The following is a 24,485-nucleotide window of genomic DNA, read 5'->3' as shown; positions in this document are numbered from 1 at the left end:
ACTCGGATGGTACTGATGCATCTGCGCTCCTCATGCTTTCGTATTCTCATAGGGTTTATTTCTGTTGTATCGTTGACAGCATCAGCGAAAGATAATGAATTTTATTTTGACTCATCATTGCTACGAAATAGTGGATTATCTAATGAAGATCTTCAGCGCTTAAATAAGGATGAATTAATTACGCCCGGTCGACATTCTCTTGATATTTATCTCAATGGGAAATTTACTACCCACCGCGAGGTTGAGTTTTCCCGCCGGGGTAAAAAAGTCGAGCCTTGTCTGCCCCATGATTTATTAACAACGTTGGGTTTTAACGCATTGTCTGACGACGCTGCGCCATCATGTTATTGGCCAGACGATAAGGCGTTGAACGGTATCACCCGTAAAGATGACATGGCGCAATTGCGAATGGATTTCACCGCGCCGCAGGCGTTATTGAAATCGGTTCCCCGTGGCAGCGTAAGCGAAGCAAGTCTCAGCGCCGGGGAAAGTATGCTATTTCTCAATTATATGGCTAACCAGTACCATGTTGAGTCGCGGCAGGGTAGCGCTGGTGGCATGGATTCCACCTGGCTGAGTTTCAATGGTGGAATTAATTTGGGGCTATGGCGTTATCGCCAGCAATCCAACTTCAGTTACAGCAAATATAACGGCAGCCGCTGGAGCACCAGCCGCCGTTATATCCAGCGCGCGATTTATCCTTTACGTAGCGAAGTATTGATCGGCGAAGGCTACACCAACGGGCAATTCTTCTCCGGCATGAGTTTTCGCGGCTTCCAGATCTCATCGGATACGCGAATGCTGCCTAATTCCCAACGAGGCTATGCGCCGGTCGTGCGTGGGATTGCCAAAACCAACGCCAAAGTGACCATCCTGCAAGGCAAAACCACGCTATACGAAACAACCGTTGCCCCCGGCCCGTTCACCATAAATGATCTCTATCCCACCAATTTTGCCGGGGATTTAACCGTTGTTGTCAGCGAGGCTGACGGCAGTGAAAACACCTTTAGCGTGCCTTTCTCCGCGCTGGCGGAATCTATGCGTCCAGGCGCTTCCGACTATGTTTTCACCGTCGGGCGAGCGCGCGACGTTGGCGATAACAATGTCTTTAGCGAAGCGGTCTGGCGTCAGGGGCTGACGAACGCCCTCACCCTCAACCTCGGTAATCAGCTCGCCGCGGGTTATATGAGCTATTCATTGGGGGCTGTTTACAGCAGCGCGGCCGGAGCGTTTGGCCTGAACAGTATGTTTTCACGCGCAAACATGGGCAGCGAAGGTAACAAGAGCGGTTGGACGCTGCGCGCGAACTACAGCAAATTTATTCCGCGTACCGGCACCTCATTTACGCTGGCGGGTTATCGGTATTCAACGGAAGGTTATTCAGAACTTTACGACGCCCTGGGTTCGCGTGAAGCGCGCAATCATGGGCAAAAATGGCAGTCGTTGAGCTGGAAACAACGTAGCCGCATTGAGATTTCCGCCGGTCAGCGCATTGGCGTACTGGGGGATATCACCCTCTCTGCGTCATCACAGGATTACCGTGACGGTAAAAAGCGCGACAAACAGCTTCAGTTCAACTGGAGTAAAACCTTCAGCCATGGCATCTCGCTGAATCTGGGCGTGGCGAGGACGTACAACGTCGTGCCTGGCATGAACAGTACGCCATGGCAAAGCAGCGGTAACGAACATACGATTTTCCTGCGTGATCGCATACAAACCATGTGGTCGCTCTCTGTATCCGTGCCGCTTGGCAGGACGCGCTATGCCCCGGTTTTGTCGGCCAGCGCGAACAGATCAAACGGCAGCAATAGCCGCGATGGTGGCTACCAGTCGACGCTGAGCGGGGTGTATGGCGAGCAGAACCCGCTGAACTACAACCTGAATTACTCGACCGACAGCAAAGGTGAACAATCCGTTTGGGGCGGCGGGCTCCAGCGCAGTTTCCCGTATGCCAATGCTGGTCTCTCATGGTCCTCTTCGAAAAATTACTGGCAAGCGTCTGGTTCGCTTCAGGGCGCCCTGGTGGCGCATAAAGGTGGCGTAACGCTCGGTCACTGGGTGGGCGACAGCTTTGTACTGGTCGATGCACCCGGAGCCAAAGGTGCGGAAGTGATTGGTGGCCAAGGGGCGCGCATTGACGCCTTTGGCTATGCGATTGCGCCGTCGCTGGGGGCTTATCAGTTCAACAACATCGGTCTGGATCCCCGCAATATGAGCGAAGATGTTGAACTGCAAACGTCACTTCAGCGTGTTGCACCTTATGCGGGCGCGACGGTGCGGGTTCGTTTTAACACGCTAAGCGGCCAGGCCATGCTGATCACCGCGCAACCGCAGAACAATACGCCCATCCCGATGGGTTCCGCCGTCTATGACAGCTACGGCAATTACGTCGGCATGGTCGGCCAGGCCAACCAAATTTACCTGCGTTCGAGTGACGACAACGGAACGTTGCGCGTTCAGTGGGGAAATAACGCCCAGGAAATCTGCCATATCTCATGGCGTATTACGCCGCCGCGCAAACCTCTGCTTCTGATGAGCTTGCCATGTCGTTAATCGACGGAGTTTTTGTATGTCACTTATACGCATTATTTTGCTGAATATTGTTTTATTAACCAGCCTGTCTGCGAGCGCGCTGTGCAAAAAAGGGCCAGATTTCGTTCGTACCGAGTTAGATGACTATGGCCTTAGCCTGGCGATGGGAACCGTCAACGTTTCCAGCCTTGAGATCCAACCGATAGGTTCCCCGCTGGGTTCGAATATCGTGACCTTCTCGCAGAACCCGCGTTACAAAGGCCCGGATAGCGTGTTGTGGGTGTGCGATATTGCGGATCAGAACAACATCTTTGAAATCATCGCCACCAATGGTGATGACCGTAACAGCGGTTTTTTCGATTTGGGGAAAACGGATGGTTACCCCGAATTCTACGGCACGTTGTTTGAGCATGTTGCGTTACGTCTGACACACATGAATTCGGGCACGGTGTTTACGCGCCAATACCAGCGTATCCCGATGAAGAATTACCAGGTTTCACCGGATGGCAGCCAAATCTACATTCGGGTGAAAGATTTTAGCCCTATCCGCGCGGATCTGATTCGGGTGAGTTCGACAACGCCGACTACCGGAGCGCCATTTAACTATTGCGCCCGCGCGTCGCAGTTAACATCTGGCAGTTATAGCTGCAATCAGCCCAACGGTTATGTCTCTTTCTGCTCACCCGGCAGCCCGGATGCCTATTGTGATTCCGGCGACTCCGCTTTCACCTTTGATGGCTGGTATTACGATAACTGGATGGCCATTAATATGGGCATTTCCACGGGCTATCCTGCCAACCTGGTATCGATACCTACCTGCGTCGCGAAAAGCGTCACACCGATGGTCTTTTTCCCCACCATTTCCATTAACGATCTGAACAATGGCCAAACCGCTCAAAGTAGCTTTAACGTGCATATCCTCTGTGAAGGGCAGTCGACAAGCGGTGAAACGCAGGGGATGACGGCGATGGGGCTACAGGTGCCCTATGAAAGTTACCTGACGGCGCAGCAACTCAACCTGGTGAATGCGTCAGGCGGGGTGAGCCATCTGCTTTCCGAAAAATATGGTCAACCGGGTTACGCCAGCGGAGTCGGTATTCAGATAGCCAACAGCAATGACGGTGTGCTGCGTAATTTTATTGGCTGGTCTCGCTGCCTGGCCGCAACTTGCCAACCCGGCGGTAACGGCGGCTGGTACGCGGTGCGTGATGGCGCGACGCAAGTGACAAATAACGGTTCAACCGCGATCAACGAATATGTGGTTAATTTCAATGCTTATCTGACCCGTATCGCGGGCGAAACGGTCACGGCGGGTAAGGTTGATGCCAGTGCTGAAGTGCTGGTGAAAGTCCAATGAGATCCCGCCTTGCCCTCGCGATGCTTACCTCTTTGTTGATGACCGCCTTTTCCACCCGCGCCGGGCTTATCGCCGCCTCGACGCGGGTGATTTTTAACGAAGGGCAGACCCAGCAAAGCCTGATGCTGGTCAACACCAACAACTGGCCGGTGATGGTGCAAACCTGGGTCGATAACGGCGAAGCGGATGTCGATGCGCCAGCCCGTTTTAAAGCGCCGTTTGTGGCGGTTCCGACGCTGTTTTCACTCGAACCCAAAGGGATGCAGGGGTTGCGGCTGCTGTATAACCAGCAAACGCTGCCACAGGATCGGGAGTCGGTCTTTTGGCTCAATCTGTACGAAATGCCGCCAAAATCAACCGCTTCCGCGCCAGACGCGCGCAGCGTGATCCTGACGATGAATACGCAAATGAAAATCTTCTGGCGACCAAAAAAAATTGGCGCGCCGGTGGATATAGCGAAAAAAATCCGTTTCAGTGTGGTCAACAGCGGCAAAAATATGGAGATCGTCTGCCATAACGCATCGCCGTGGCATCTCTCATTTGGCGGATTATCGTTACGCTACGGCGAAAAAAACTACGCTGTGGAGCAGCAGCCGGACATGATGGTGGCGCCCTACGGTGAGAAGCGATACACCGTGGTTGCAAAAGTTCTGCAGCCCACGGTTTTACCGCTGCGTATCCAGGCCAAACTGATTAATGACAGCGGCCTGGTTGCCGAACAGACATTTCCCGTCCGTTAATCCCCCCCTTCTTTGCGAAGGGGGGAACCGCTTACTCCAGGTAGAACACTTCTTTTAATTCCGCGCTGACCGGGCTGTTGTCCGGGTTGGCCGGCATCACATCACGCATATGTTTCCACCAGCGCTGGCACACCTCTGTCTTCGCGACGGCGTTCCAGCGTGCTTCCGATTCAATCTCAACGGTGGCGAACAGCAGATTGCGCTGTTTATCGAGAAAAATGGCGTAATGGTGCGCACCACCGGCTTTCAGCGCCGCTTCCAGCTCCGGCCAGATCGGATTGTGGCGGCGTTCATACTCTTCGTGCGCATCGGGATTTACCTGCATCACAAAGGCTTTGCGGATCATAATGCCTCCAGATACAGCTCGCGAACTTCATCACGGCTGGCGGTACGCGGGTTGCACGGTGCGCACGGATCGGCGAGCGCTTTATCCAGCCAGCCTTCGATATCCGCTTTGGTAACGCCGAGTTTGCTGAAACCAGAAGGAATACCAACACGCGCGCTCAGGGTGCGGATGGCATTGATGGCTTCCATGCTGGCGGCTTCATCGCTCATCCCGCGGGTATTCAGGCCCATCGCCTGCGCCACGCGGGCAAAGCGGGCAACGGCGTTCGGGCGGTTAAAGTTTTCGATAACTGGCAACAGGATGGCATTGCACACGCCATGCGGCAGATTATGCGTGGCGCCCGGCTGGTGCGCTAACGCATGCACCAGACCCAAACCGGCGCTGTTAAAGGCCATACCGGCAAGATACTGGCCATACGCCATTTGCTCACGCGCTTCAAGGTTGTGACCGTTATCAACCGCTTTTGGCAGCCACAGGTTAATTAAGCGAATCGCTTCCAGCGCATTGGCGTCGGTCAACGGGTGCGCGCCCACCGAGACATACGCTTCAACGGCGTGGGTCAGCGCATCCATGCCGGTTGCGGCGGTAACAGAAGCGGGGATCGCCAGCATCACGCTGGCATCATCGACGGCGATATCAGGAATAATGTTCGGGTCGATAATCACTTCTTTCACCTGACGCGCGGAATCAATGATCACCGCGTTACTGGTCATCTCCGCCGCCGTACCGGCGGTAGTATTGATGGCGACCAGCGGTACGCCGGGGTTTTTCACTTTGCCGACGCCGGAATAGGCGGTCGACGGGCCGGGGTTGGCGGTGAGGATTTTCACCCCTTTGGCGGTATCGATCGGGCTGCCGCCGCCGAAAGCGATAATGTAATCGCAGGCGGCGTTTTGAAACGCCGCATAGCCTTGTTGCACCAACGCTTCCGTTGGGTTCGGGAATACCTCATCAAACAGGTGATACGGCATGTTATGCGCTTTCAGCGCGGCAAACAGGCTGTCCAGCAGACCCAGTTTGACCAGTTGCCCGTCGGTGACAATCAGCGCTTTTCCCCACTGTTTGTTCGCCACCATAGTGACCATATCGCCGATAGCGCCCGCACCGTGCAGGCTGATTTTGGGTAGTGCTAACATAAAGCTCATACATCACTCCTTTATTTTGTTTGATTTTTACCGGCGACGAAACGCCCTGTCGCCGGAGGGATTCATAAACGCCTGCGCTGCATCATGCGGCGGGTAATGATTGGCAGCGAAATCACCACAATCAGCATCGCGCCGACGATAATCGACATCACAATGCCCGGCACATTGAGCAGGCTCAGGCCAAAGGTCACCAGCCCCATCAGGAAGGCGGCGATAATCACGCCGACCATGCTGCCGGAACCGCCGAGAATATTGACGCCGCCGAGCACCGCCATCGTCACTACCGACAGTTCCCAACCGAGCGCAATCGTCGGGCGTGTGCTGCCCAAACGCGACGTCAGCAGCACCGAGGCCAGGCCCGCCATCAGCCCCACCAGCGCGAAGAGGAGCAGGTTATGGCGTTTCACATTGATGCCGGAATACCACGCGCCGGTCGGGTTATTGCCGATGGCGTACGTGCGGCGGCCAAAGTTGGTTTTGTGCAACAGAAAAGCGAACAGCAGCGCCAGCACGATGAACAAGGCAAACTCAAATGACAGCGCGCCCCACACGTAACCCTGACCAAACCACGCAAAACTCGCAGGCCAGGTATTAAGCGCCTGATCGCCCAGCAGAATGTAGGTAATGCCGCGATACAGGCTCATGGTGCCGATGGTGATCACAATCGAAGAGAGGTTAAAGCGCGTGACCAGAATGCCGTTGAACAATCCGCACAGCAGTCCAACGCCCAAACCGACGCCCACCAGCAGCGGCGTATCCATACCCGCCTGGGCGCAAAAGCCCATCGCCGTTGAGCTGAGCGCGATGGTGGCGGCGACAGAAAGGTCAATTTCGCGGGCAATGATCAGCATCGCCATCGGCAACACGATGATCGCTTTTTCGGTGAAGTTGAACGTCGCGTCGGAAAGATTCCAGATATTGAGGAAATAGGGCGACGCGAGGGCGTTTACCACAAACACCGCCAGCGTCACCGCCAGTAAAAAACCTTCCCAGCACAACAAGCGCTTAAAGAGTGGTGTTGCGGCAGGGGTATTTTTCACGGGCTCAGAAGTCAATATTTTGCTCATGGTTTCACCGCCTGTTTTTGTCGCGCCAGCGCCGCGTCACGCAGGATCAGGCGGCCTTTGCGTTTGTTACCGCGCTCGTTGAGCAGCACCGCGATGACGATCACCGTGCCGGAAATCGCCATCTGCCAGAACGGCGAAATGCCAATTATCGGCAACGCGTTATTGATAACGCCAAGGAACAGTGCGCCGAACAAACAGCCGAGCACGCGCCCGGTGCCGCCCATGGTGCTGATGCCGCCAATCACACAGGCGGCAACCACTTGCAGTTCGAACCCGTTAGCCACGTCGACATAGGCCACGGCAAAACGTGAAATCCACAAATAGCCGCAAAAACCTGCCAGTGCGCCAGAAAGGCAGAAGCTGACAAACTGCATTTTCCCGGCGTTGATACCGGTGTAATACGCCGCCGTGGCGTTGCCGCCCGCGGTATAGAGCGCTCGCCCGGTGCGGCTATAACGCAGGAAGTAGCCCACCAGCAGCAATACGGCGATGGCGCACCAGCTCAGTACTGGCAAACCCAGCACCGAGGCACGCGGCAGGCCGAGAAAATCTGCGCCCATCTGGTTCGAGTTCACCCAGCCGCCGCCGGAGAGCAAAAAGATCATCCCGCGATAAATACTCATGGTGCCAAGCGTGACGACAATCGCCGGGATACCGAGTTTCCATACCAGCAGACCATTGATGATGCCCATCACCAGTCCGAGCACTGTTGCCAGCAGCAGCAACGACCAGACCGGCACATCCGGGTGATGGAAGTTGATCAACGCGACAATCATGCCGGTCAGCGCCAGGTTGGCCGCCATCGACAGGTCGATACCTTTGGTCAGGAGCACCATCATTTGTCCGAGGGCGAGGATTATCAGAATGGCGGTATCGTTGAACATCTCCACCAGGTTACCGGGACTGATAAACGAAGGGACACGGCTGCCGATAGCCAGCACCAGCAGCACAATCACGCCGCCGAGCAGCGCTTCGCGATGTTTAAGCAGTTGTTGCCACATTATGCTGCCTCCTCCCCGGCACCGCTGGCGGCGCTGACGATGGTTTCCGCCGTCGCTTCACCGGCCTGGTATTCGGCGACCATCAGCCCTTCGTGCATAACGATCACCCGATCGGCCATGCCCATCACTTCCGGCAGTTCGGAAGAGACCATAATCACCGCCAGCCCCTGTGCCACCAGTTCAGACATAAACTGGTGTACGGCGGCTTTGGAGCCGATATCGATGCCTTTCGTTGGCTCATCAAGAATGATCACTTCCGGATGGGTGGCGAGCCATTTGCCGATCACCACTTTTTGCTGATTGCCGCCGGAGAGGGTTTCTACCGCCTGTTTCCAGCTAAAGGCTTTCACCTGCAAACGCCGGGCGTACTCATCCGCCAGCGCCCACTCTTTGGCCTCGTTGAGCACGCCGTTGCTATTGAGTTTGCTGAGCTGCGGCAGGCTGATGTTCTGGGCAATCGACAGTTCGATAATCGCGCCCTGCTTTTGCCGCTCTTCCGGCACACAGACAATCCCGGCGTTGATGGCATCCGCAGGCTGGCGGAAATGCATCGTTCGCCCGTTAAGGATGATGTCGCCCGAAGCGGGGCGCGACACGCCAGAAAGCGCCTGCATCAGTTCCGTGCGACCGGCACCGACCAGGCCGTAAAAGCCGAGGATCTCGCCTTTGCGCAGCGAAAAGTTGATATGGGCAAATTCGGTGGGATGGCATAAATCGCGCACTTCAAGCACGGTTTCGCCGAGTGTGCAGGCCACTTTCGGCCAGCTCTGGTTAATGGCGCGCCCGACCATCATCGCCACCATTCGCTCTTCGCTGATGTCATTGATGGCGCCGGAATCGACATACACCCCGTCGCGCAAAATGGTGTAGTGATCCGCCAGCTCGAAAATTTCATCAAACTTGTGCGAGATAAACAGGATCGCTTTGCCTTCCTGCTTCAGGCGCTCAACGATTTGGTAGAACTCCAGAATTTCATGCTGCGAGAGCGCGGCTGTCGGTTCGTCCAGAATCACCACCTGCGCTTCAAAGGAGAGCGCACGGGCAATCGCCACCATGTGGCGCTGGGCGATACTCAATGTTTTCAGCGTCGCGCGCGGGTCAATTTGCACTTCCAGCCGGGTAAGGATCGCCTGCGCTTGCTGGTGCATGGCGGGCCAGTCGAGTTTTTTCAACAGCCCTTTATATAAATACTGCCCGACAAAGATGTTTTCGGTGACCGAGAGTTCGTCGAACAGCACTGTTTCCTGGTGAATGGCGGTGATCCCCACTTTATGCGCCGATTCGGGCGTAGGCAGTGAAATCGGGATCGCTTTATAGAGAATTTCGCCCTCTTCAGGCTGGTAAATACCGGTCATCACTTTGACCAGCGTGGATTTTCCCGCGCCGTTTTCACCGATCAACGCGGTGACTTTGCCGGGCCAGAGATCGAGCTGCACGTTCTCAAGGGCGCGCACACCGGGAAAGACCTTGGTGATGCCCTTGAGCGACAGCAGAGGGGTGGATGCCGTCATGATAGTTCTCCAGTTTTTGCCCTCTCCCGCAAAAGAGGGCAGGAAGGGATCAGAAAATCTTCGAGAACTTATCAATGTTGCTGGCGTCGTAGACGAACGGTTCCGCCATTGCGCCGTTACCGTCGGCATCCAGTTTCACTTTGCCGAGTTTGCCCATGCTGGCTTCGTCTTTGGTCGCCGTACCTTTCACCAGATCATCCGCTAAATAGGTGGCGGCATAACCGAGGTCGATCGGGTTCCAGATGGCGAAACTTTTGCTCGCGCCGGACTTAATCGCGCCCGCCATTTCAGACGGCAGCCCTAAACCGGTGACATACACTTTGCCAATCTTGCCCTGGTCTTTTACCGCTTGCGCCGCCGCGACAATGCCGACCGACGACGGCGAGACGATCACTTTCAGGTCCGGGTACGATTTCAGCAGGCCGACCGCTTCGCGGTAGCTTTTATCGGAGAGATCGTCGCCATAAGCGACGGTCACCAGGTTAATCGACGGGTACTTCGGCAGCACCTTTTTCATCTCCGCAATCCAGATGTTCTGGTTGGTGGAGGTGGGCGTGGCGCTAAGAATCGCCACATCGCCTTTTTCAACGTTCAGCGCTTTTAGCGCATCGGCGGCCAGTTTGACGTTGGTTTCGCCAATCAGCGCGTTATTCGAGGGGTTGAGGTGGATCTGGCGTCCGGCTTTTGCCACGCCGGAATCCCACGACACCACTTTGATGCCGCGCTGCATCGCTTTTTTCAGCACCGGCACCACGGCATCGGGATCGTTGGCGGAGATGGCGATCGCATCCACCCCCTGGGCGATCAACCCGTTAAGCACTTCGATCTGCGCTTCGGCCGTGGTGGTGGTGGGACCGGTGTAGATCACTTGGACATCACCTAGCTCTTTGGCTGCCTCCTGTGCGCCGGTGTTTGCTGCTTCAAAAAAGCCATTACCTAAAGATTTCGCCACAAGGGCGATTTTTACTTCAGCTAAAGCGGAACCGGACAACGCCAGCATGGCAACGGTGAGGATTAAGCTTGCTTTTGTTTTCATTGCTTTTACTCCACGAGAGTTAGTGTTTGTAGGGCTTGCAGGTGAGGATTCGCCCCGTCTCAATGAGCGGGGCGCGATGTTGTTATGGGTACAGATCTAATGCCGATTGCAGCGGCGTCACGCCAAAGCGTTTACCCAGCGCAATCAACTCTTGCTGCGTGATGGTCTGTTTCATACCGCCCATCGAATAGATTTTTACCAGCACCTCGGCAGATTTCTCGGCGGTGTCGATCAGGCCAAAGGCTTCGTCGAGCGTCGGCCCGCTGCCGAACACACCGTGGAAGGGCCACAGCACCAGCGAATGTTTCTGCATATCTTTGGCGGTCGCCTGGCCGATTTCATCCGTGCCTGGCACCATCCACGGCAGAATGCCAACGCCATCCGGGAACACCACCAGGCACTCGGTACTGCCTTCCCACAGTTTGCGGGTAATCAAATCGGCGGAGTTTTCCAGCACGTAGGTCAGCGCAATCAGATTGGTGGCATGGCAGTGCATAATCACGCGGTCTTTCCCGCCGGTGGCTTTGATGCGTTCGCAGTGCGACAGGAAGTGCGCCGGTAGCTCTGACGTCGGAACCGCGTCATGCTCCAGCCCCCACAGAATGTGGTAGCCCGCGCCGTCGCTGTCGACTTTCACTACGCCTAAATTTGCTGCCGGATCGAGCTGCACGTTACGGAAAAATTTACCGGAGCCGGTGACGATAAACGGCGTATTGGCCAGCAGCGGCATTGGCTGGCTCAGGGCGATATAGCGCGGTTTCTGGTGAAAATCGGCGGCGAACGATGTGATATCGGCTTCATCCAGGCGCAGCGTCAGGTTGCCGCCGTTGCGTTCATCCCAGCCTTTCAGCCAGGCGTCCGAGGTGGCTTTGATCATCCCCTGGACGAACCAGGAATCGGTAATGGTCTGCATAGTCTTCTGTTTCCCGTTTATTGCCCGGTAGCGCTGCGCTTACCGGGTCTGATGAATGCGCAGCGATTAGCCACGTTTGCTTAATACGTCTTTCTCATAGGCACGCACGCTTTCCAGCCACTGGCTACCGGCTGGCGTATCGTGGCGCTGGCAGTACATTTCCCACACCGCCTGCCACGGCAGGGATTTCTGCTCTTCGAGCAGCGCCAGACGCGCGGTGTAATCACCGTCCGCTTCCAGTTGGCGCAGTTGTTCAACCGGTTCGAGCAGCGCGCGCAGCAGCGCTTTTTTCATGTTGCGCGTGCCAATCACCCACGCGGCGATGCGGTTGATGGAGGCGTCGAAGAAGTCGAGCCCGATGTGGACGCGGTCGAACAGTTTGTGGCGGATAATTTCACTGGCGATGGCCTGGGTTTCGTCATCGAGCAGCACAACGTGGTCGCTGTCCCAGCGTACCGGACGGCTGACGTGCAGCAGCAGACGCGGCACATAAAGCATGGCGGCAGAGATTTTGTCGGAGATAACCTCCGTAGGATGGAAGTGGCCGGCATCAAGGCACAGCGCGGTCTGGCGGCTGGTGGCGTACCCCATATAGAACTCGTTGGAGCCGACGGTGTAGCTCTCAGCGCCGATGCCGAATAACTTACTTTCCACCGCGTCGATATGGTGCGCCGGATTCAGTTTTTCGCTGATCACCTCATCGAGCGCGTCGAGCAGACGCTGGCGCGGCGCGAGACGGTCAACGGTGACATCTTTCATGCCGTCCGGGATCCAGATATTCATTACTGACGGCGTACCCAGTTGCTCGCCAAAATATGCAGAAACGCGGCGGCTGGCTTTCACGTGGTCGATCCAGAACTGACGGATCTCGTCGTTAGCGTGGGAAAGCGTGAAGCCATCGGCGCTCAGCGGGTGCGAGAAGCAGGACGGGTTGAAGTCCAGCCCCAGGTTATTGGCTTTTGCCCACTGCACCCAGTTTTTGAAGTGCTCGGGTTTGATTTCATTCCGCGCGACCGGCGTTTCGGCTTCGTGATAAATCGCATGCAGGTTCAGGCGTTTTGGACCTGGGATCAGGCTTAGCGCTTGTTCCAGATCGGCGCGCAGTTCCGTGGCGTTACGCGCTTTGCCCGGATAATTACCGGTAGCCTGAATGCCGCCGGTCAGGCTGCCTTGCGGGTTTTCGAAACCGGCAACGTCATCGCCCTGCCAGCAGTGCATGGAAACCGGCAGCCTGTCGAGCTGGCGCAGCGCCTCCTCGACATCAATCCCCACAGCGGCGAAACGCTGTTTAGCTATGTCCCAGGCTTGTTCAAGTTGAGTGGTCATGCGCAAAGCTCCTTTGTCTGTCGTTTTGGCTGAAAGCGCGCGACATAGCGGGCGATTTCATTATCAGGATTAGGGGTAAACGTAATCAGTGAGTGGTTAGCCGTGATCAGCTGGCGAAAGTCATCGACGTTGCTTAACTCATCCAGCGTCATCAGTTGCACGCCAATATTGCCCAGCGTCGAGGCCTCCACCGGCCCGGCGACCACTGGCAGCCCGCAGGCATCGGCGCAGAGCTGGTTCAGTAATTGGTTCTGGCAGCCGCCGCCGACAATATGCAGGCTGGTAAACGGCTTACCGCGCAGGAACGCCAGTTCGCTCAGCACATCGGCATACAGCAGCGCGAGGCTATCGAAGATGCAGCGCGCCAGTTCGGCGGCGTTCTGCGGTACGGGTTGGCCCGCGTCCCGGCAGGCGGCCTGGATCTCGGCGCTCATGTTGTCCGGGTTGATAAAGCGATCATCGTTCGGGTTAATCACAAAACGGCAGACAGGAAGTTGCTCGGTGAGTGCGATTAACGCCGGTAAGTCGGAGATGTTTTGCTCTTTCAGCACGCGCTGCAGCAGCCACAACCCCATGATGTTTTTCAGTACCCGGTAACGGCCTTCGGCACCGCCTTCATTGGTGATGTTGGCAGCGAGCGCCTCATCGCTGGTGTGCGGGGTTTTGCTCTCAAAGCCCATCAGTGACCAGGTGCCGGAAGAGAGATAGGCCGCGTCGTGATTTTCCAGCGGTGCGGCGATCACCGCGCTGGCGGTATCGTGGCTGGCGACGGCGACGACCGGAATGGCATTACCCTGCGGGCAGATCCAGTTGCCGATAACATTGCCCGGATGGGTTGGCGTGCCAAACCAGCGAGACGGAACGCCAGCCCAGCCCAGCAATGATTCATCCCAGGTATCGGTATTGATATTGACCAGTTGGGTAGTAGTGGCGTTGGTGTATTCCCAGTTGAGATTGCCGGTCAGGCGGTAGCTGAAGTAATCCGGGATCAGCAGCGCGTGATCGGCCTGTTCCAGCAAGTGCGGTTGCTGTTCTGCCAGTGCGCGCAACTGGTACAGGGTGTTGAAGGGTAAAAACTGAATACCGCTACGACGATAGATATCGGCTTTGCCAGGATTTTGCAGCGCCCGGTGCATCACGCCATCGGTGCGATTGTCGCGGTAGGCTATCGGCAACCCGACGCGCTGGCCTTCGCGGTTAATCAGGATGTAATCAACACCCCAGGTATCAATACCGATGCTGTCTGGCTGTATACCTTCGGCGCAAACCTTGTTCAGTCCAAGGCGGATTTCAGCTTCCAGGCCGTCGATATCCCAGCAATCAAAGCCGTCCACTTTTTGCAGACAGTTCACAAAACGGTGAATTTCGCGAAGCGAAAGCGTGCGGTTCTGGCGGTCATAGCGCGCCAGCATGACGCGTCCGCTGGAGGCGCCTAAATCCACCGCAACACAATGGCGAAAAGTCATGATCGGGTCCTTCTTAGAGTCATTGCGGACAGTCTAAAAAGGGCGCGACAGCCGTACCTTCTTGCTACTGACAGCGGCGATTTCGCGCTGGCAAGAAAGCAAAGGTGAACGTGAGAGAGTTCACAGTTTCCAGTAATCGCGCGGTTTTCGGCCATTGTGACCCTCACCACATTTCCCGATCTTTCCGGGCGTTTCTTGAAAAAACGGCAGGCTATGCGCGAATTGGCGTCGAAAATTTAAGGTGAGGTCGAAAACCCTTAATTACTATTTTGAGAACATTTCTCAAGACCGGGGCAATCATGACCGTACTGCATAGCGTGGATTTTTTTCCGACAGGTAAATCACCCGTTGCCATTGAACCGCGATTGCCCCAGGCCGCGTTTCCGGAACATCACCATGATTTTCATGAAATCGTGATTGTCGAACACGGAACGGGGATTCATGTATTTAATGGCCAGCCTTATACCATCAGCGGCGGCACGGTCTGTTTTGTGCGCGATCATGACCGCCATTTGTATGAACATACCGATAATCTCTGTTTGACCAATGTGCTGTACCGCTCGCCGGATGCGTTCCAGTTCCTTGCCGGGTTGAACCAGTTGCTGCCGCAGGAGCAGGACGGGCATTACCCGTCGCACTGGCGGGTAAGCCAGCACACGCTGGGGCAGGTGCGCGGCATCATTAGCCAGATGGAAGAGATGGGCAGTGAAGTGGCAACCCATGACATTGCCAACCGTGAGATCCTGTTTATGCAGTTGCTGGTGTTATTGCGTAAAAGCAGCCAGCAGGAAGATGCGGGTAACAGCGATGCGCGGCTGAACCAGCTGATGCTGTGGCTGGAGGATCACTTCGCCGAGGATATTTGCTGGGAGTCGCTGGCGGAACAGTTCACCTTGTCATTGCGCACGCTGCATCGCCAGCTTAAACAGTCCACCGGTATGACGCCGCAGCGCTATTTAAACCGCCTGCGGTTGATTAAGGCACGCCATATGCTGCGCCACAGCGACGAGAGCGTGACGGATATCGCTTTTCGCTGCGGGTTCGGCGACAGTAACCACTTTTCGACGCTGTTTCGCCGCGAATTTGACTGGTCACCGCGTGATATCCGCCAGGGGCGCGACACGCTGCTCCAGTAACGAGAAGGTTATCACCGATTTTTTTTCGGGCTTCCGCTAATAATGTCAGGTTGTTCACGGCAGAGGTGGCGTTGTGGCTGGTGAGTTAATTCTTCGTAAAGCAGACTTTTTCCCGCGCGCCGGACAGGCGGTTGTGGTGGCCGATCGCTACCCGCAAAATGTCTTTGCCGAACATACACATGAGTTCTGCGAACTGGTAATGGTGTGGCGCGGCAATGGGTTGCATGTGCTTAATGACCGCCCTTACCGCATTACGCGCGGCGATCTGTTTTATATTCGCGCCGAAGATTGTCACTCATACGCCTCGGTTAATGACCTGGTGTTACAGAACATTATCTACTGTCCGGACCGGCTGACGCTGAATCTCGACTGGGCCGCGCATATTCCGGGGCTTAACGGCGCGCCGTCCAACCCGCACTGGCGGATTGGCAGCAGCGGAATGGCGCAGGCGCGGCAGGTGATTACGCAACTTGAACATGAGAGCGCGAAGGACGATCCGCTGGCGAATCTGATGGCGGAAACCCTGTTTGCCCAACTGGTGATGACCCTAAAACGCCACCGTTTCGCTACCGATAACCTCGCCGCGACCCACAGCGAAGCGCTGTTGGATAAACTGATCACCGCCCTTTCCGGCAGCCTGAATCGCAGCTTTGTGCTGGAGCGTTTTTGTGAACAGGAACAGTGCAGCGAGCGGGCGCTGCGCCAGCAGTTTCGCACTCAAACCGGGATGACCATCAACCACTATTTGCGCCAGTTACGCATTTGCCATGCGCAATTTTTGTTGCAGCACTCCGAGCAGATGATCAGCGAAATCGCCATGCAGTGCGGGTTTGAAGACAGCAACTACTTTTCGGTGGTGTTTAGCCGGGAAGTGGGGATGACGCCGGGTCAGTGGCGTCATCGCAGCCGGATTGCTGCCTGATTCGCTTGCCCTGTCTGGTTCGACTCACTACGCAGCCCTGTCTTGCGGGTTGCCATCAATGTTTTTCCACCCTTAAAAACCTCATCCAGTCGCGCACAGGTTGCTGCGCTGCCTGGTCGATGGAAGTAAAAATCGCACAAAGGATCACACTTCAAATATTTGCCGCGTTGCGTTGCAGACCGGCAACCATGGCGTGATGCGGGCGGACGGCTTCACGATTTCAATAACATAACCAAAAGTTATAACCTTATTAAAACTACGGCATTGATAAACATTTTCAATATCATTTAATTAACTATAATGAACCAACTGCTTACGCGGCGTTAACACAATAGCCGCTTACCCTTAATGGAGATGAATATGAGCTATACACTGCCCGCTCTGCCGTATGCATACGATGCCCTCGAACCGCATTTCGACAAGCAGACGATGGAAATCCATCACACTAAACATCACCAGACCTACGTGAACAACGCGAATGCCGCGCTGGAAAGCCTGCCGGAGTTCGCCAGCCTGCCGGTTGAAGAGCTGATCACCAAACTGGACCAGCTGCCTGCGGACAAAAAAACCGTACTGCGTAACAACGCAGGCGGTCACGCTAACCACAGCCTGTTCTGGAAAGGCCTGAAGACAGGCACCACCCTGCAGGGCGACCTGAAAGCTGCTATCGAGCGTGATTTCGGTTCCGTGGACAACTTCAAAGCTGAATTCGAAAAAGCAGCGGCAACTCGCTTTGGTTCCGGCTGGGCATGGCTGGTACTGAAAGGTGACAAACTGGCTGTGGTTTCTACCGCTAACCAGGACTCCCCGCTGATGGGTGAAGCGATCTCTGGCGTGTCCGGCTTCCCGATCCTGGGTCTGGATGTGTGGGAACACGCTTACTACCTGAAATTCCAGAACCGCCGCCCGGACTACATCAAAGCGTTCTGGGACGTAGTGAACTGGGACGAAGCGGCTGCGCGTTTCGCTGCGAAAAAATAAGCCGCTTTCGTCACGTACGATAGCGTGAGTCGAAGCCCCGCCAGGCGTTGCCAGCGGGGCTTTTTTATTCCTTTTTGCCCGCCAGAAACCAAAAGGAACGCTGATCCTAAAATAATGAAATAATGTTTTGTTATGGTTGTTTGATCACTTTTCTCGCATCAATCCCGGTCTACGCTCTCTTCATCCGCGCGGCTGTTGTTCCGTTCAACCGGAGTGCCTGCGCCATAAAAATCGAACGGTTTTTACAGGTGAAGATATGCAAATCAAGCGTGCAATAGAGAAAATCCCTGGCGGGATGATGCTGGTTCCATTGTTCATCGGTGCCTTGTGCCACACTTTTGCGCCTGGTGCCGGGAAATACTTCGGTTCGTTCACTAACGGCATGATTACCGGGACGGTGCCGATCCTTGCAGTGTGGTTTTTTTGTATGGGAGCTTCAATCAAACTGAGCGCGACCGGTACGGTGCTGCGTAAATCCGGCACGCTGGTGGTGACGAAAATCGCGGTGGCGTGGATAGTGGCGGCGGTTGCGTCGCGGTTGCTTCCGGAACACGGCGTGGAAGCGGGGTTTTTCGCCGGGCTATCGACGCTGGCACTGGTGGCCTCGATGGATATGACCAACGGCGGGTTGTACGCCTCCATCATGCAGCAGTACGGCACTAAGGAGGAGGCCGGGGCATTTGTGCTGATGTCGCTGGAGTCCGGCCCATTGATGACGATGATCATCCTCGGTACTGCCGGTATTGCTTCTTTTGAACCGCATGTGTTTGTCGGCGCGGTGCTGCCCTTCCTCGTGGGGTTCGCGCTGGGTAATCTCGACCCGGAACTGCGCGAGTTCTTCAGCAAGGCGGTGCAGACGTTGATTCCGTTCTTCGCTTTCGCGCTTGGCAACACCATTGATTTAAGCGTGATTGCGCAAACCGGGCTGCTGGGGATTTTGCTCGGCGTCGCGGTAATTGTCATCACCGGGATCCCGCTGATTATTGCCGATAAACTGATTGGCGGCGGCGACGGAACCGCGGGGCTGGCGGCCTCCAGTTCGGCGGGTGCCGCAGTGGCTACGCCGGTGTTGATTGCTGAAATGGTGCCGGACTTCAAAGCGATGGCACCGGCAGCCACCGCGCTGGTGGCGACATCGGTGATTGTTACTTCGATCCTGGTGCCGATTTTGACGTCTGTCTGGTCACGAAAAGTGAAAGGGGCGGAAGCGGAAGTTTTACTACGAAACACCGTCAAATAACGCAATGAGGCCGACCTTTACAGGTCGGCTTTTGCATTACCGGATAGCAAAAACGGTGTCGATAAGGTTGCACTGATCTTCATTGAGGGCGCCGCCGAAGTTACGGGCGACAGGCGTGCAGTAGCCAAATTTGCGCGATACCACGGTTTTGATGGTAGTAACAAAATCGTCGCCGATGCTGTAGATGACCATCAATTTGCCGATCTCTTGCTGCACCTGATGCAGCGTTGATAAATCACCTTGCCGCCACGCTTCCCGCGCTTTAACGAACAGTTCCGGCATCACGTTGTTTAAGCCTGAAATCACCCCTGCGCCGCCCGCCAGCAGGTTGGGAATGAAATATTCGTCGTAACCGCACAGCACGGCGAAATCATCGCGCACGTTCTTGGTTGCCAGAATCATATTGCGGGTGTGCGACTGGCAATCCACGGTGTCTTTAATGCCAGCAAAATCGGGGAATTCAGCGGCCAGCGTCGCCACCAACTCGGGGATTAAATCGCAGCCGGTTCGCGCCGGGAAGTTATAGGCAAACCATTTGCCGCTGATCGCTTTGCCCAGCGCGCGGAAGTAGCTTAAAAGCTGGTTGCTGGTTTGCCCATAGTAATAAGGCGGCAGCACCATCACGGCTTCATAGCCAGTGCGGTAGGCTTCATCCGCCATCCACAGGATGTCGTTAAAACAGGTGGAAGAGACGTTAGCCACCATCGAAATGGGTGACATAGCGCGCGCTTCACGAATCAACATTATTCGTTCATCGAGTGTGAAAGAGGCGAACTCGCCGATACTGCCCATCAGCAATACCACGTCGATTTTCGCCGCCGTCAGGCGGGTAATATGCTGCTTTAATCCATTGAGATCGATGTTGCCTTCACTGTCCATCGGCGTGATGGAAGGACACCAGACGCCGGAAAAGGGGATTGTTTGCGTCACGTCACTGCCTCCTCGATTAATGAAATCATGTTTCAAAAGCGTAAGGTAAGTGATAGCACGGCACAGCGGTGCGCATGTGCATGAATGTCTCATTTTTGCAGGTTTGGTCTGCGAACAATTGTGGTGTAATACCGTGATGAACGAAGCCTGTTGGAGGGAATATGCAACATCCGGTTGACGTGTTTGTAGGAAAAATAAGGGATTATCAGGGCAGCCGACCGAGCGCCATCGCAAAATTGCAGGTTGATGGTGAACTCACGCTAACCGAAACCGGCATCGTCGGGGACGAGCAGGCGGAAAAGAGTTACCACGGTGGGACGGATCGCGCGTTGTGCCATTACCCGCGAGAACACTATACGCACTGGGCGCAGATGTTTCCGCAGCAGGCGGCATTATTTTGTGCGCCCGCGTTTGGCGAAAACCTTTCCACCAGCGGCCTGACAGAGAAAAATGTCTTTATCGGCGATATCTTTCGCTGGGGCGACGCGCTGATTCAGGTGACGCAGCCGCGCTCGCCCTGTTTCAAACTCAATTTCCACTTTGGCATCAGCGATATGTCTTCGCAGATGCAGTCCAGCGGCCGCACTGGCTGGCTTTATCGGGTGATTGCGGGCGGCAATGTGTCGGCGGAAGCACCGCTGGAGCTGGTTTCACGTGTAAGTGATGTTAGCGTTTATGACGCAGCGGCGATTGCCTGGTTTCAGCCATTTGACGATGAGCAGTATCATCGCCTGCTGTCCGCTGCGGGATTGTCGGCGAGCTGGACACGTACGATGCAAAAGCGGCGTTTGAGCGGCAAGATTGAAGATAATTCACGCAGGTTGTTGGGTAAATAAAACGCCCCCTCCGGTGAGCGGAGAGGACGGGTTATCAAGCGCGTTTATATAACGGCAGCCATATCGTCAGGCGTAAACCGCCGAGCGGGCTGTCGTCTGCTTTTACCCAGCCGCGATGCTGCTGGATAGCGGTTTCGACAATCGCCAGACCAAGCCCCGTACCGCCGGACTCGCGATCGCGTGCTTCGTCGGTGCGGTAGAACGGGCGGAAAATCTGTTCCCTGTCTTCCGGGCTGACGCCGGGGCCGTCATCGTCCACGTTAATGGTGATGCCGTCTTTATCCACCGCGAAACTGACTTCGATTTTGCTGTGTGAGTAGCGCAGCGCATTGCGCACGATGTTTTCGACCGCACTTTCCAGCGCGCTGGGGTTACCGTACAGTGGCCACGGGCCCGGAGGGAAGTTGACCGTCAGGGATTTGCCCATCTGTTCCGCTTCAAACGCCGCGTTATCCAGCACCTCATTCCACATCTGATTGGCTTTCACCGTTTCGCTGACCAGCGCGTTTTTCTGCTGATTGCGCGACATCACCAGCAGATCGTTGATCATGCTGTCCAGCCGCTGCGCCTCAGTTTCAATGCGCTCGAGCTCTTTGCTTTCACCGCTGCGGCGACGCAGCAGGGCGGTGCCGAGCTGTAAGCGTGTGAGCGGTGTACGCAGTTCGTGTGAGATGTCGGAAAGCAGGCGCTGCTGCGCGGTCATCATACGTTCGAGCGCCGTCACCATCTGGTTGAAACTCGCTCCGGCGGCCAGAAACTCTTGCGGCCCGGATTCCAGTTCCGGATGCTGCCGCAAGTTGCCTTGCGCCACTTCATCCGCCGCATTTTTCAACTTACGCGCCGGTTTCGCCAGGCTCCATGCCAGCCACAACAGCAGCGGCGAGCTGATAAGCATGGTGACAATCAACAGCAATAACGGGCGGTCAAACAACAGGTTGATAAAGTCAGATTGCGAACTGCTGGCGGGACGAATCAGATAGAGTTGGTAGTTATCTTCCCCGTCACGAACGGAGAAGGGCCCTACCATTTCGACCCGGCCATATTTCTTTTTCTGCGGATGGTCGGAGTTGTCCGCCTGGCCGATGAAGTTACGGATGATCTGCATCTCGTTGCGTTCGGCGCCAATGACGCGCCCTTCGCTGGTCACCAGCAGCAGACGTTGACCCGGCGGCGCCCATTTGTCGATGGCGCGAAAAAGCCTGCGCCACCACATCAGGTCGTTCGGCGGGTCGTTCGACAGTTCCGCTTCAACATGTTGTTCAATCATCACACCCTGGCGCTGCTCGCTGTCCAGCAACTCCGTCATCTGACGGGAGTCCAGCTTTGGCACCATCAACACCAGCATCAATACCAGCGCCAGCGTTAACCAGAAAATGGCAAAGATGCGGGCGGTCAAACTTCCTATCATGAAGCGGACACCATCAGATAACCGCGGCCGCGCAGGGTTTTAAACCACGGATGCCCATCTTTACGCTCCGGCAGTTTGCGGCGCAGATTGGAAATGTGCATATCGATAGCGCGATCGAACGGTGTTAAACGTTTACCCAGCACTTCCTGGCTCAAATGTTCACGCGATACCACCTGGCCTAAATGTTGAGCCAGCAAGTAAAGCAGGGTGAATTCGGTGCCGGTCAGTTCCAGCGCCTGGCCTTCAAAACTGGCTTCCTGACGACCCGGATTCAGACTTAGCGCATCCACTTCAAGCGTAGGCGAGCCGTTATCGTTGCTTTGCTGCTGTTCGCTCCAGTGCGAGCGACGAAGGATGGCGCGAATACGCGCGACTAATTCACGATCGTTAAACGGTTTTGGCAGATAGTCATCCGCGCCCAGCTCAAGGCCGAGTACGCGATCGAGTTCGCTGCCGCGGGCGGTCAGCATAATGACCGGTGTCTGGTGTGTCTGGCGTAGCTCTTTAAGTGTGTCGATACCGTTTTTCTTCGGCATCATGACATCAAGCAAAAGCAGGTCGATGCTGTCGTCGAGGAGGTCGAGCGCCTGCTCCCCGTCATGGGCAACGAGCACATTGAAACCTTCCATGTCGAGAAGCTCCTTTAACAGGGAAGTAAGCTCTCGGTCATCATCTACTAAAAGGATTTTATTCATTGTTTAAATACCTCCGAGGCAGAAATTACGTCATCGAGACTCGCTAATCCATGACTTTACGTTGTTTTACACCCCCTGACGCATGTTTGCAGCCTGAATCGTAGACTGATTATCGTTGAATCGTGAGACGAAAAGGTTACTGGAGTAAATGATGCGCATCGTTACCGCTGCCGTCATGGCCTCAACGCTGGCGTTTAGCACCGTTAGCCAGGCTGCTGACGTCGTAACAGGCGATAACTGGCACCCGATAGATGGGTTTGCGCAGCGCAGTGTTCAGAGCCATATGTTCGACGGTATTAATTTAACCGAACATCAGCGTCAGCAGATGCGGGATTTAATGAGGCAGGCGCGGCACGATCAGCCTCCTGTTAATGTTAGCGAAATGGAGACAATGCATCGCCTTGTCACCGCAGAAAATTTTGATGAAAACGCTGTGCGCGCTCAGGCAGAAAAAATGGCGCAGGAGCAAGTAGCTCGTCAGGTTGAAATGGCGAAAGTCCGCAACCAGATGTACAACCTGCTTACGCCGGAGCAGCAAGCGGTTTTAAACCAGAAACACCAGCAACGGATGACGCAACTGCGCGAAGTGGCGCAGATGCAACAAAGTTCTCCGTCGATGGTTATGAGTAGCAGTAGTACCCGGCATTACCAGTAACAAACCCTGTTTTCCTTGCCATAGACACCATCCCTGTCTTCCCCTCCATGATGGAGGGGTTTTTTTTGCCCGCAATTCCACTGTTTAATTTCCCCATTGCTGTTGTCTGCCTTTCGTTATAATCCCTGCTGGATCCAGGCAGGAGCGTTTATGAATCAATCCTATGGGCGTTTGGTTACCCGGGCAGCGGTTGCGGCGACCGTCACGGCATCGTCACTGCTGGTAATTAAAATCATCGCGTGGTGGTTAACCGGTTCGGTCAGTATTTTGGCGGCGCTGGTGGATTCGCTGGTGGATATTGCCGCGTCGTTAACCAACTTGTTAGTGGTACGCTATTCGCTGCAACCCGCTGACGAAGAGCATACATTCGGCCACGGAAAGGCGGAATCGCTGGCTGCGCTGGCACAAAGTATGTTTGTTTCTGGTTCAGCGTTGTTCCTGTTTTTGACGGGGATTCAGCACCTTGCTAAGCCTGAACCACTTCGTGATGCAGGTATTGGTATTACGGTCACGTTGATCGCGCTGTTTAGCACTGTGATCCTTGTCACTTTTCAGCGCTGGGTAGTGCGGAAAACCCACAGCCAGGCGGTGCGGGCGGATATGCTTCATTATCAGTCTGATGTTATGATGAACGGCGCAATTCTCATCGCGCTGGGGCTCTCCTGGTATGGATGGCATCGTGCAGATGCATTGTTTGCGCTGGGTATTGGCAGCTATATTTTGTATAGCGCGTTACACATGGGGTATGACGCGGTTCAGGCATTACTGGACCGAGCTTTACCCGACGAAGAGCGACAGGAAATTTTCACCATTGTCACCTCCTGGCCGGGCGTCAGCGGCGCTCACGATCTTCGCACGCGGCAGTCAGGGCCGACCCGCTTTATTCAAATACATTTGGAAATGGAAGATAACCTGCCGCTCGTTCAGGCGCATCTTATTGCTGAGCAGGTAGAACAGGCGATTCTGCAACGTTTCCCGGGTTCTGATGTGATAATCCATCAGGACCCATGTTCGGTAGTACCTCAAGGACGATAAGCACGCAGAGGCTTTCGTATTTCGTTGTAAAAGAGTGAGCCAGACCAACTTTTTGTGTATAAATTACCGCCATTTGGTCTGACCTGAATCAATTCAGCAAGCTGGGATTGATATACTATTTGCACCATAGCAGCATAGTTGTTCGCTCCCACAGGGGAGTCGCTTCGGGCCACAGAATTTTATTTTGCATTCCTAAGTTCAGAGGTA

At 55.2% G+C, this 24,485-nt stretch carries 22 protein-coding genes; 10 read left to right on the top strand and 12 right to left on the bottom strand.

Going from position 1 to position 24,485, the window contains the following annotated elements:
* The first annotated feature begins 6 nt into the window (after positions 1-6).
* From BN2591_RS18365 to BN2591_RS18355, 3 genes are read left to right on the top strand one after another with little or no spacing between them, the layout of a single operon-like run.
* Positions 7-2,553 carry a fimbria/pilus outer membrane usher protein gene (locus tag BN2591_RS18365; RefSeq protein WP_244173027.1) on the top strand — a complete coding sequence of 849 codons (2,547 nt, stop codon included), beginning with the start codon at positions 7-9 and terminating at the stop codon, positions 2,551-2,553.
* Between the two features lie 16 nt (positions 2,554-2,569).
* Positions 2,570-3,889, top strand: a complete 1,320-nt coding sequence (locus BN2591_RS18360) for a fimbrial protein (protein WP_086873321.1) — start codon at positions 2,570-2,572, stop codon at positions 3,887-3,889.
* Positions 3,886-4,629 carry a fimbrial biogenesis chaperone gene (locus BN2591_RS18355; RefSeq protein WP_025263776.1) on the top strand — a complete coding sequence of 248 codons (744 nt, stop codon included), beginning with the start codon at positions 3,886-3,888 and terminating at the stop codon, positions 4,627-4,629. The genes BN2591_RS18360 and BN2591_RS18355 overlap by 4 nt, the downstream gene beginning before the upstream one ends.
* Positions 4,630-4,660: 31 nt before the next feature.
* Here BN2591_RS18355 and rhaM read toward each other — a convergent pair whose 3' ends face one another.
* The 9 genes from rhaM to rhaB form a co-directional block, all read right to left on the bottom strand.
* Positions 4,661-4,975 (bottom strand): L-rhamnose mutarotase, encoded by a 315-nt coding sequence (rhaM, locus tag BN2591_RS18350; protein WP_017459671.1) that lies wholly within the window; start codon positions 4,973-4,975, stop codon positions 4,661-4,663.
* Positions 4,972-6,120, bottom strand: a complete 1,149-nt coding sequence (gene fucO, locus BN2591_RS18345) for a lactaldehyde reductase (protein WP_086873320.1) — start codon at positions 6,118-6,120, stop codon at positions 4,972-4,974. Before fucO ends, rhaM begins: the two co-directional genes overlap by 4 nt.
* Positions 6,121-6,182: 62 nt before the next feature.
* Positions 6,183-7,187 (bottom strand): ABC transporter permease, encoded by a 1,005-nt coding sequence (locus BN2591_RS18340; protein ID WP_086873319.1) that lies wholly within the window; start codon positions 7,185-7,187, stop codon positions 6,183-6,185.
* Complete coding sequence (locus BN2591_RS18335) at positions 7,184-8,188, bottom strand: ABC transporter permease (RefSeq protein WP_086873318.1); 1,005 nt, start codon at positions 8,186-8,188, stop codon at positions 7,184-7,186. Before BN2591_RS18335 ends, BN2591_RS18340 begins: the two co-directional genes overlap by 4 nt.
* On the bottom strand, positions 8,188-9,699 hold the full coding sequence (locus tag BN2591_RS18330) for a sugar ABC transporter ATP-binding protein (protein ID WP_086873317.1): 1,512 nt from the start codon (positions 9,697-9,699) through the stop codon (positions 8,188-8,190). The genes BN2591_RS18335 and BN2591_RS18330 overlap by 1 nt, the downstream gene beginning before the upstream one ends.
* Before the next feature lie 49 nt (positions 9,700-9,748).
* A complete protein-coding gene (rhaS, locus tag BN2591_RS18325) occupies positions 9,749-10,735 on the bottom strand; it encodes a rhamnose ABC transporter substrate-binding protein (protein ID WP_086873316.1) in 987 nt (328 codons plus the stop codon).
* A gap of 82 nt (positions 10,736-10,817) precedes the next feature.
* Positions 10,818-11,648 carry a rhamnulose-1-phosphate aldolase gene (gene rhaD, locus BN2591_RS18320; RefSeq protein ID WP_086873315.1) on the bottom strand — a complete coding sequence of 277 codons (831 nt, stop codon included), beginning with the start codon at positions 11,646-11,648 and terminating at the stop codon, positions 10,818-10,820.
* A 66-nt stretch (positions 11,649-11,714) separates the two neighbouring features.
* Positions 11,715-12,974, bottom strand: coding sequence for an L-rhamnose isomerase (rhaA, locus tag BN2591_RS18315; protein WP_086873314.1), 1,260 nt, complete (start codon positions 12,972-12,974; stop codon positions 11,715-11,717).
* A complete protein-coding gene (gene rhaB, locus BN2591_RS18310; RefSeq protein WP_086873313.1) occupies positions 12,971-14,440 on the bottom strand; it encodes a rhamnulokinase in 1,470 nt (489 codons plus the stop codon). The genes rhaA and rhaB overlap by 4 nt, the downstream gene beginning before the upstream one ends.
* Positions 14,441-14,739: 299 nt before the next feature.
* On the opposite strand from rhaB, the gene rhaS (BN2591_RS18305) reads away from it, so the two are divergent.
* From rhaS (BN2591_RS18305) to kdgT, 4 genes are all read left to right on the top strand, one after another.
* A complete protein-coding gene (gene rhaS / locus BN2591_RS18305) occupies positions 14,740-15,576 on the top strand; it encodes an HTH-type transcriptional activator RhaS (protein WP_086873312.1) in 837 nt (278 codons plus the stop codon).
* Between the two features lie 73 nt (positions 15,577-15,649).
* Complete coding sequence (gene rhaR / locus BN2591_RS18300; RefSeq protein ID WP_086873311.1) at positions 15,650-16,498, top strand: HTH-type transcriptional activator RhaR; 849 nt, start codon at positions 15,650-15,652, stop codon at positions 16,496-16,498.
* 360 nt (positions 16,499-16,858) lie between these two features.
* The gene (sodA, locus tag BN2591_RS18295) at positions 16,859-17,479 is read left to right on the top strand and encodes a superoxide dismutase [Mn] (protein ID WP_086873310.1); all 621 of its coding nucleotides are present in this window, start codon (positions 16,859-16,861) and stop codon (positions 17,477-17,479) included.
* Positions 17,480-17,735: 256 nt separating this feature from the next.
* Positions 17,736-18,719: a 2-keto-3-deoxygluconate transporter gene (kdgT, locus tag BN2591_RS18290; protein WP_086873309.1), complete on the top strand. Its 984-nt coding sequence runs from the start codon at positions 17,736-17,738 to the stop codon at positions 18,717-18,719.
* Between the two features lie 36 nt (positions 18,720-18,755).
* On the opposite strand, the gene BN2591_RS18285 is transcribed toward kdgT, so the two are convergent.
* Positions 18,756-19,649: a dihydrodipicolinate synthase family protein gene (locus BN2591_RS18285; RefSeq protein ID WP_086873308.1), complete on the bottom strand. Its 894-nt coding sequence runs from the start codon at positions 19,647-19,649 to the stop codon at positions 18,756-18,758.
* 161 nt (positions 19,650-19,810) lie between these two features.
* Here BN2591_RS18285 and yiiM point away from each other — a divergent pair, with 161 nt between their 5' ends.
* Positions 19,811-20,485: a 6-hydroxyaminopurine reductase gene (gene yiiM / locus BN2591_RS18280; RefSeq protein ID WP_086873307.1), complete on the top strand. Its 675-nt coding sequence runs from the start codon at positions 19,811-19,813 to the stop codon at positions 20,483-20,485.
* Between the two features lie 34 nt (positions 20,486-20,519).
* Here the strand turns inward: yiiM and cpxA are convergent, their stop codons facing one another.
* The gene (gene cpxA / locus BN2591_RS18275) at positions 20,520-21,893 is read right to left on the bottom strand and encodes an envelope stress sensor histidine kinase CpxA (RefSeq protein WP_045512355.1); all 1,374 of its coding nucleotides are present in this window, start codon (positions 21,891-21,893) and stop codon (positions 20,520-20,522) included.
* Entirely contained in the window at positions 21,890-22,588 is a 699-nt protein-coding gene (gene cpxR / locus BN2591_RS18270; RefSeq protein WP_086873306.1) for an envelope stress response regulator transcription factor CpxR, read from the bottom strand. Before cpxR ends, cpxA begins: the two co-directional genes overlap by 4 nt.
* Before the next feature lie 151 nt (positions 22,589-22,739).
* On the opposite strand from cpxR, the gene cpxP reads away from it, so the two are divergent.
* Both cpxP and fieF read left to right on the top strand, forming a co-directional pair.
* Complete coding sequence (gene cpxP, locus BN2591_RS18265; RefSeq protein ID WP_020455929.1) at positions 22,740-23,243, top strand: cell-envelope stress modulator CpxP; 504 nt, start codon at positions 22,740-22,742, stop codon at positions 23,241-23,243.
* Between the two features lie 150 nt (positions 23,244-23,393).
* Positions 23,394-24,278, top strand: coding sequence for a CDF family cation-efflux transporter FieF (gene fieF, locus BN2591_RS18260; protein ID WP_086873305.1), 885 nt, complete (start codon positions 23,394-23,396; stop codon positions 24,276-24,278).
* Positions 24,279-24,485 lie beyond the last annotated feature (207 nt).

The organism is Kosakonia pseudosacchari (assembly GCF_900184035.1).
Lineage (GTDB): Bacteria > Pseudomonadota > Gammaproteobacteria > Enterobacterales > Enterobacteriaceae > Kosakonia > Kosakonia pseudosacchari.
This window is presented reverse-complemented; position numbering and strand designations above follow the sequence as displayed.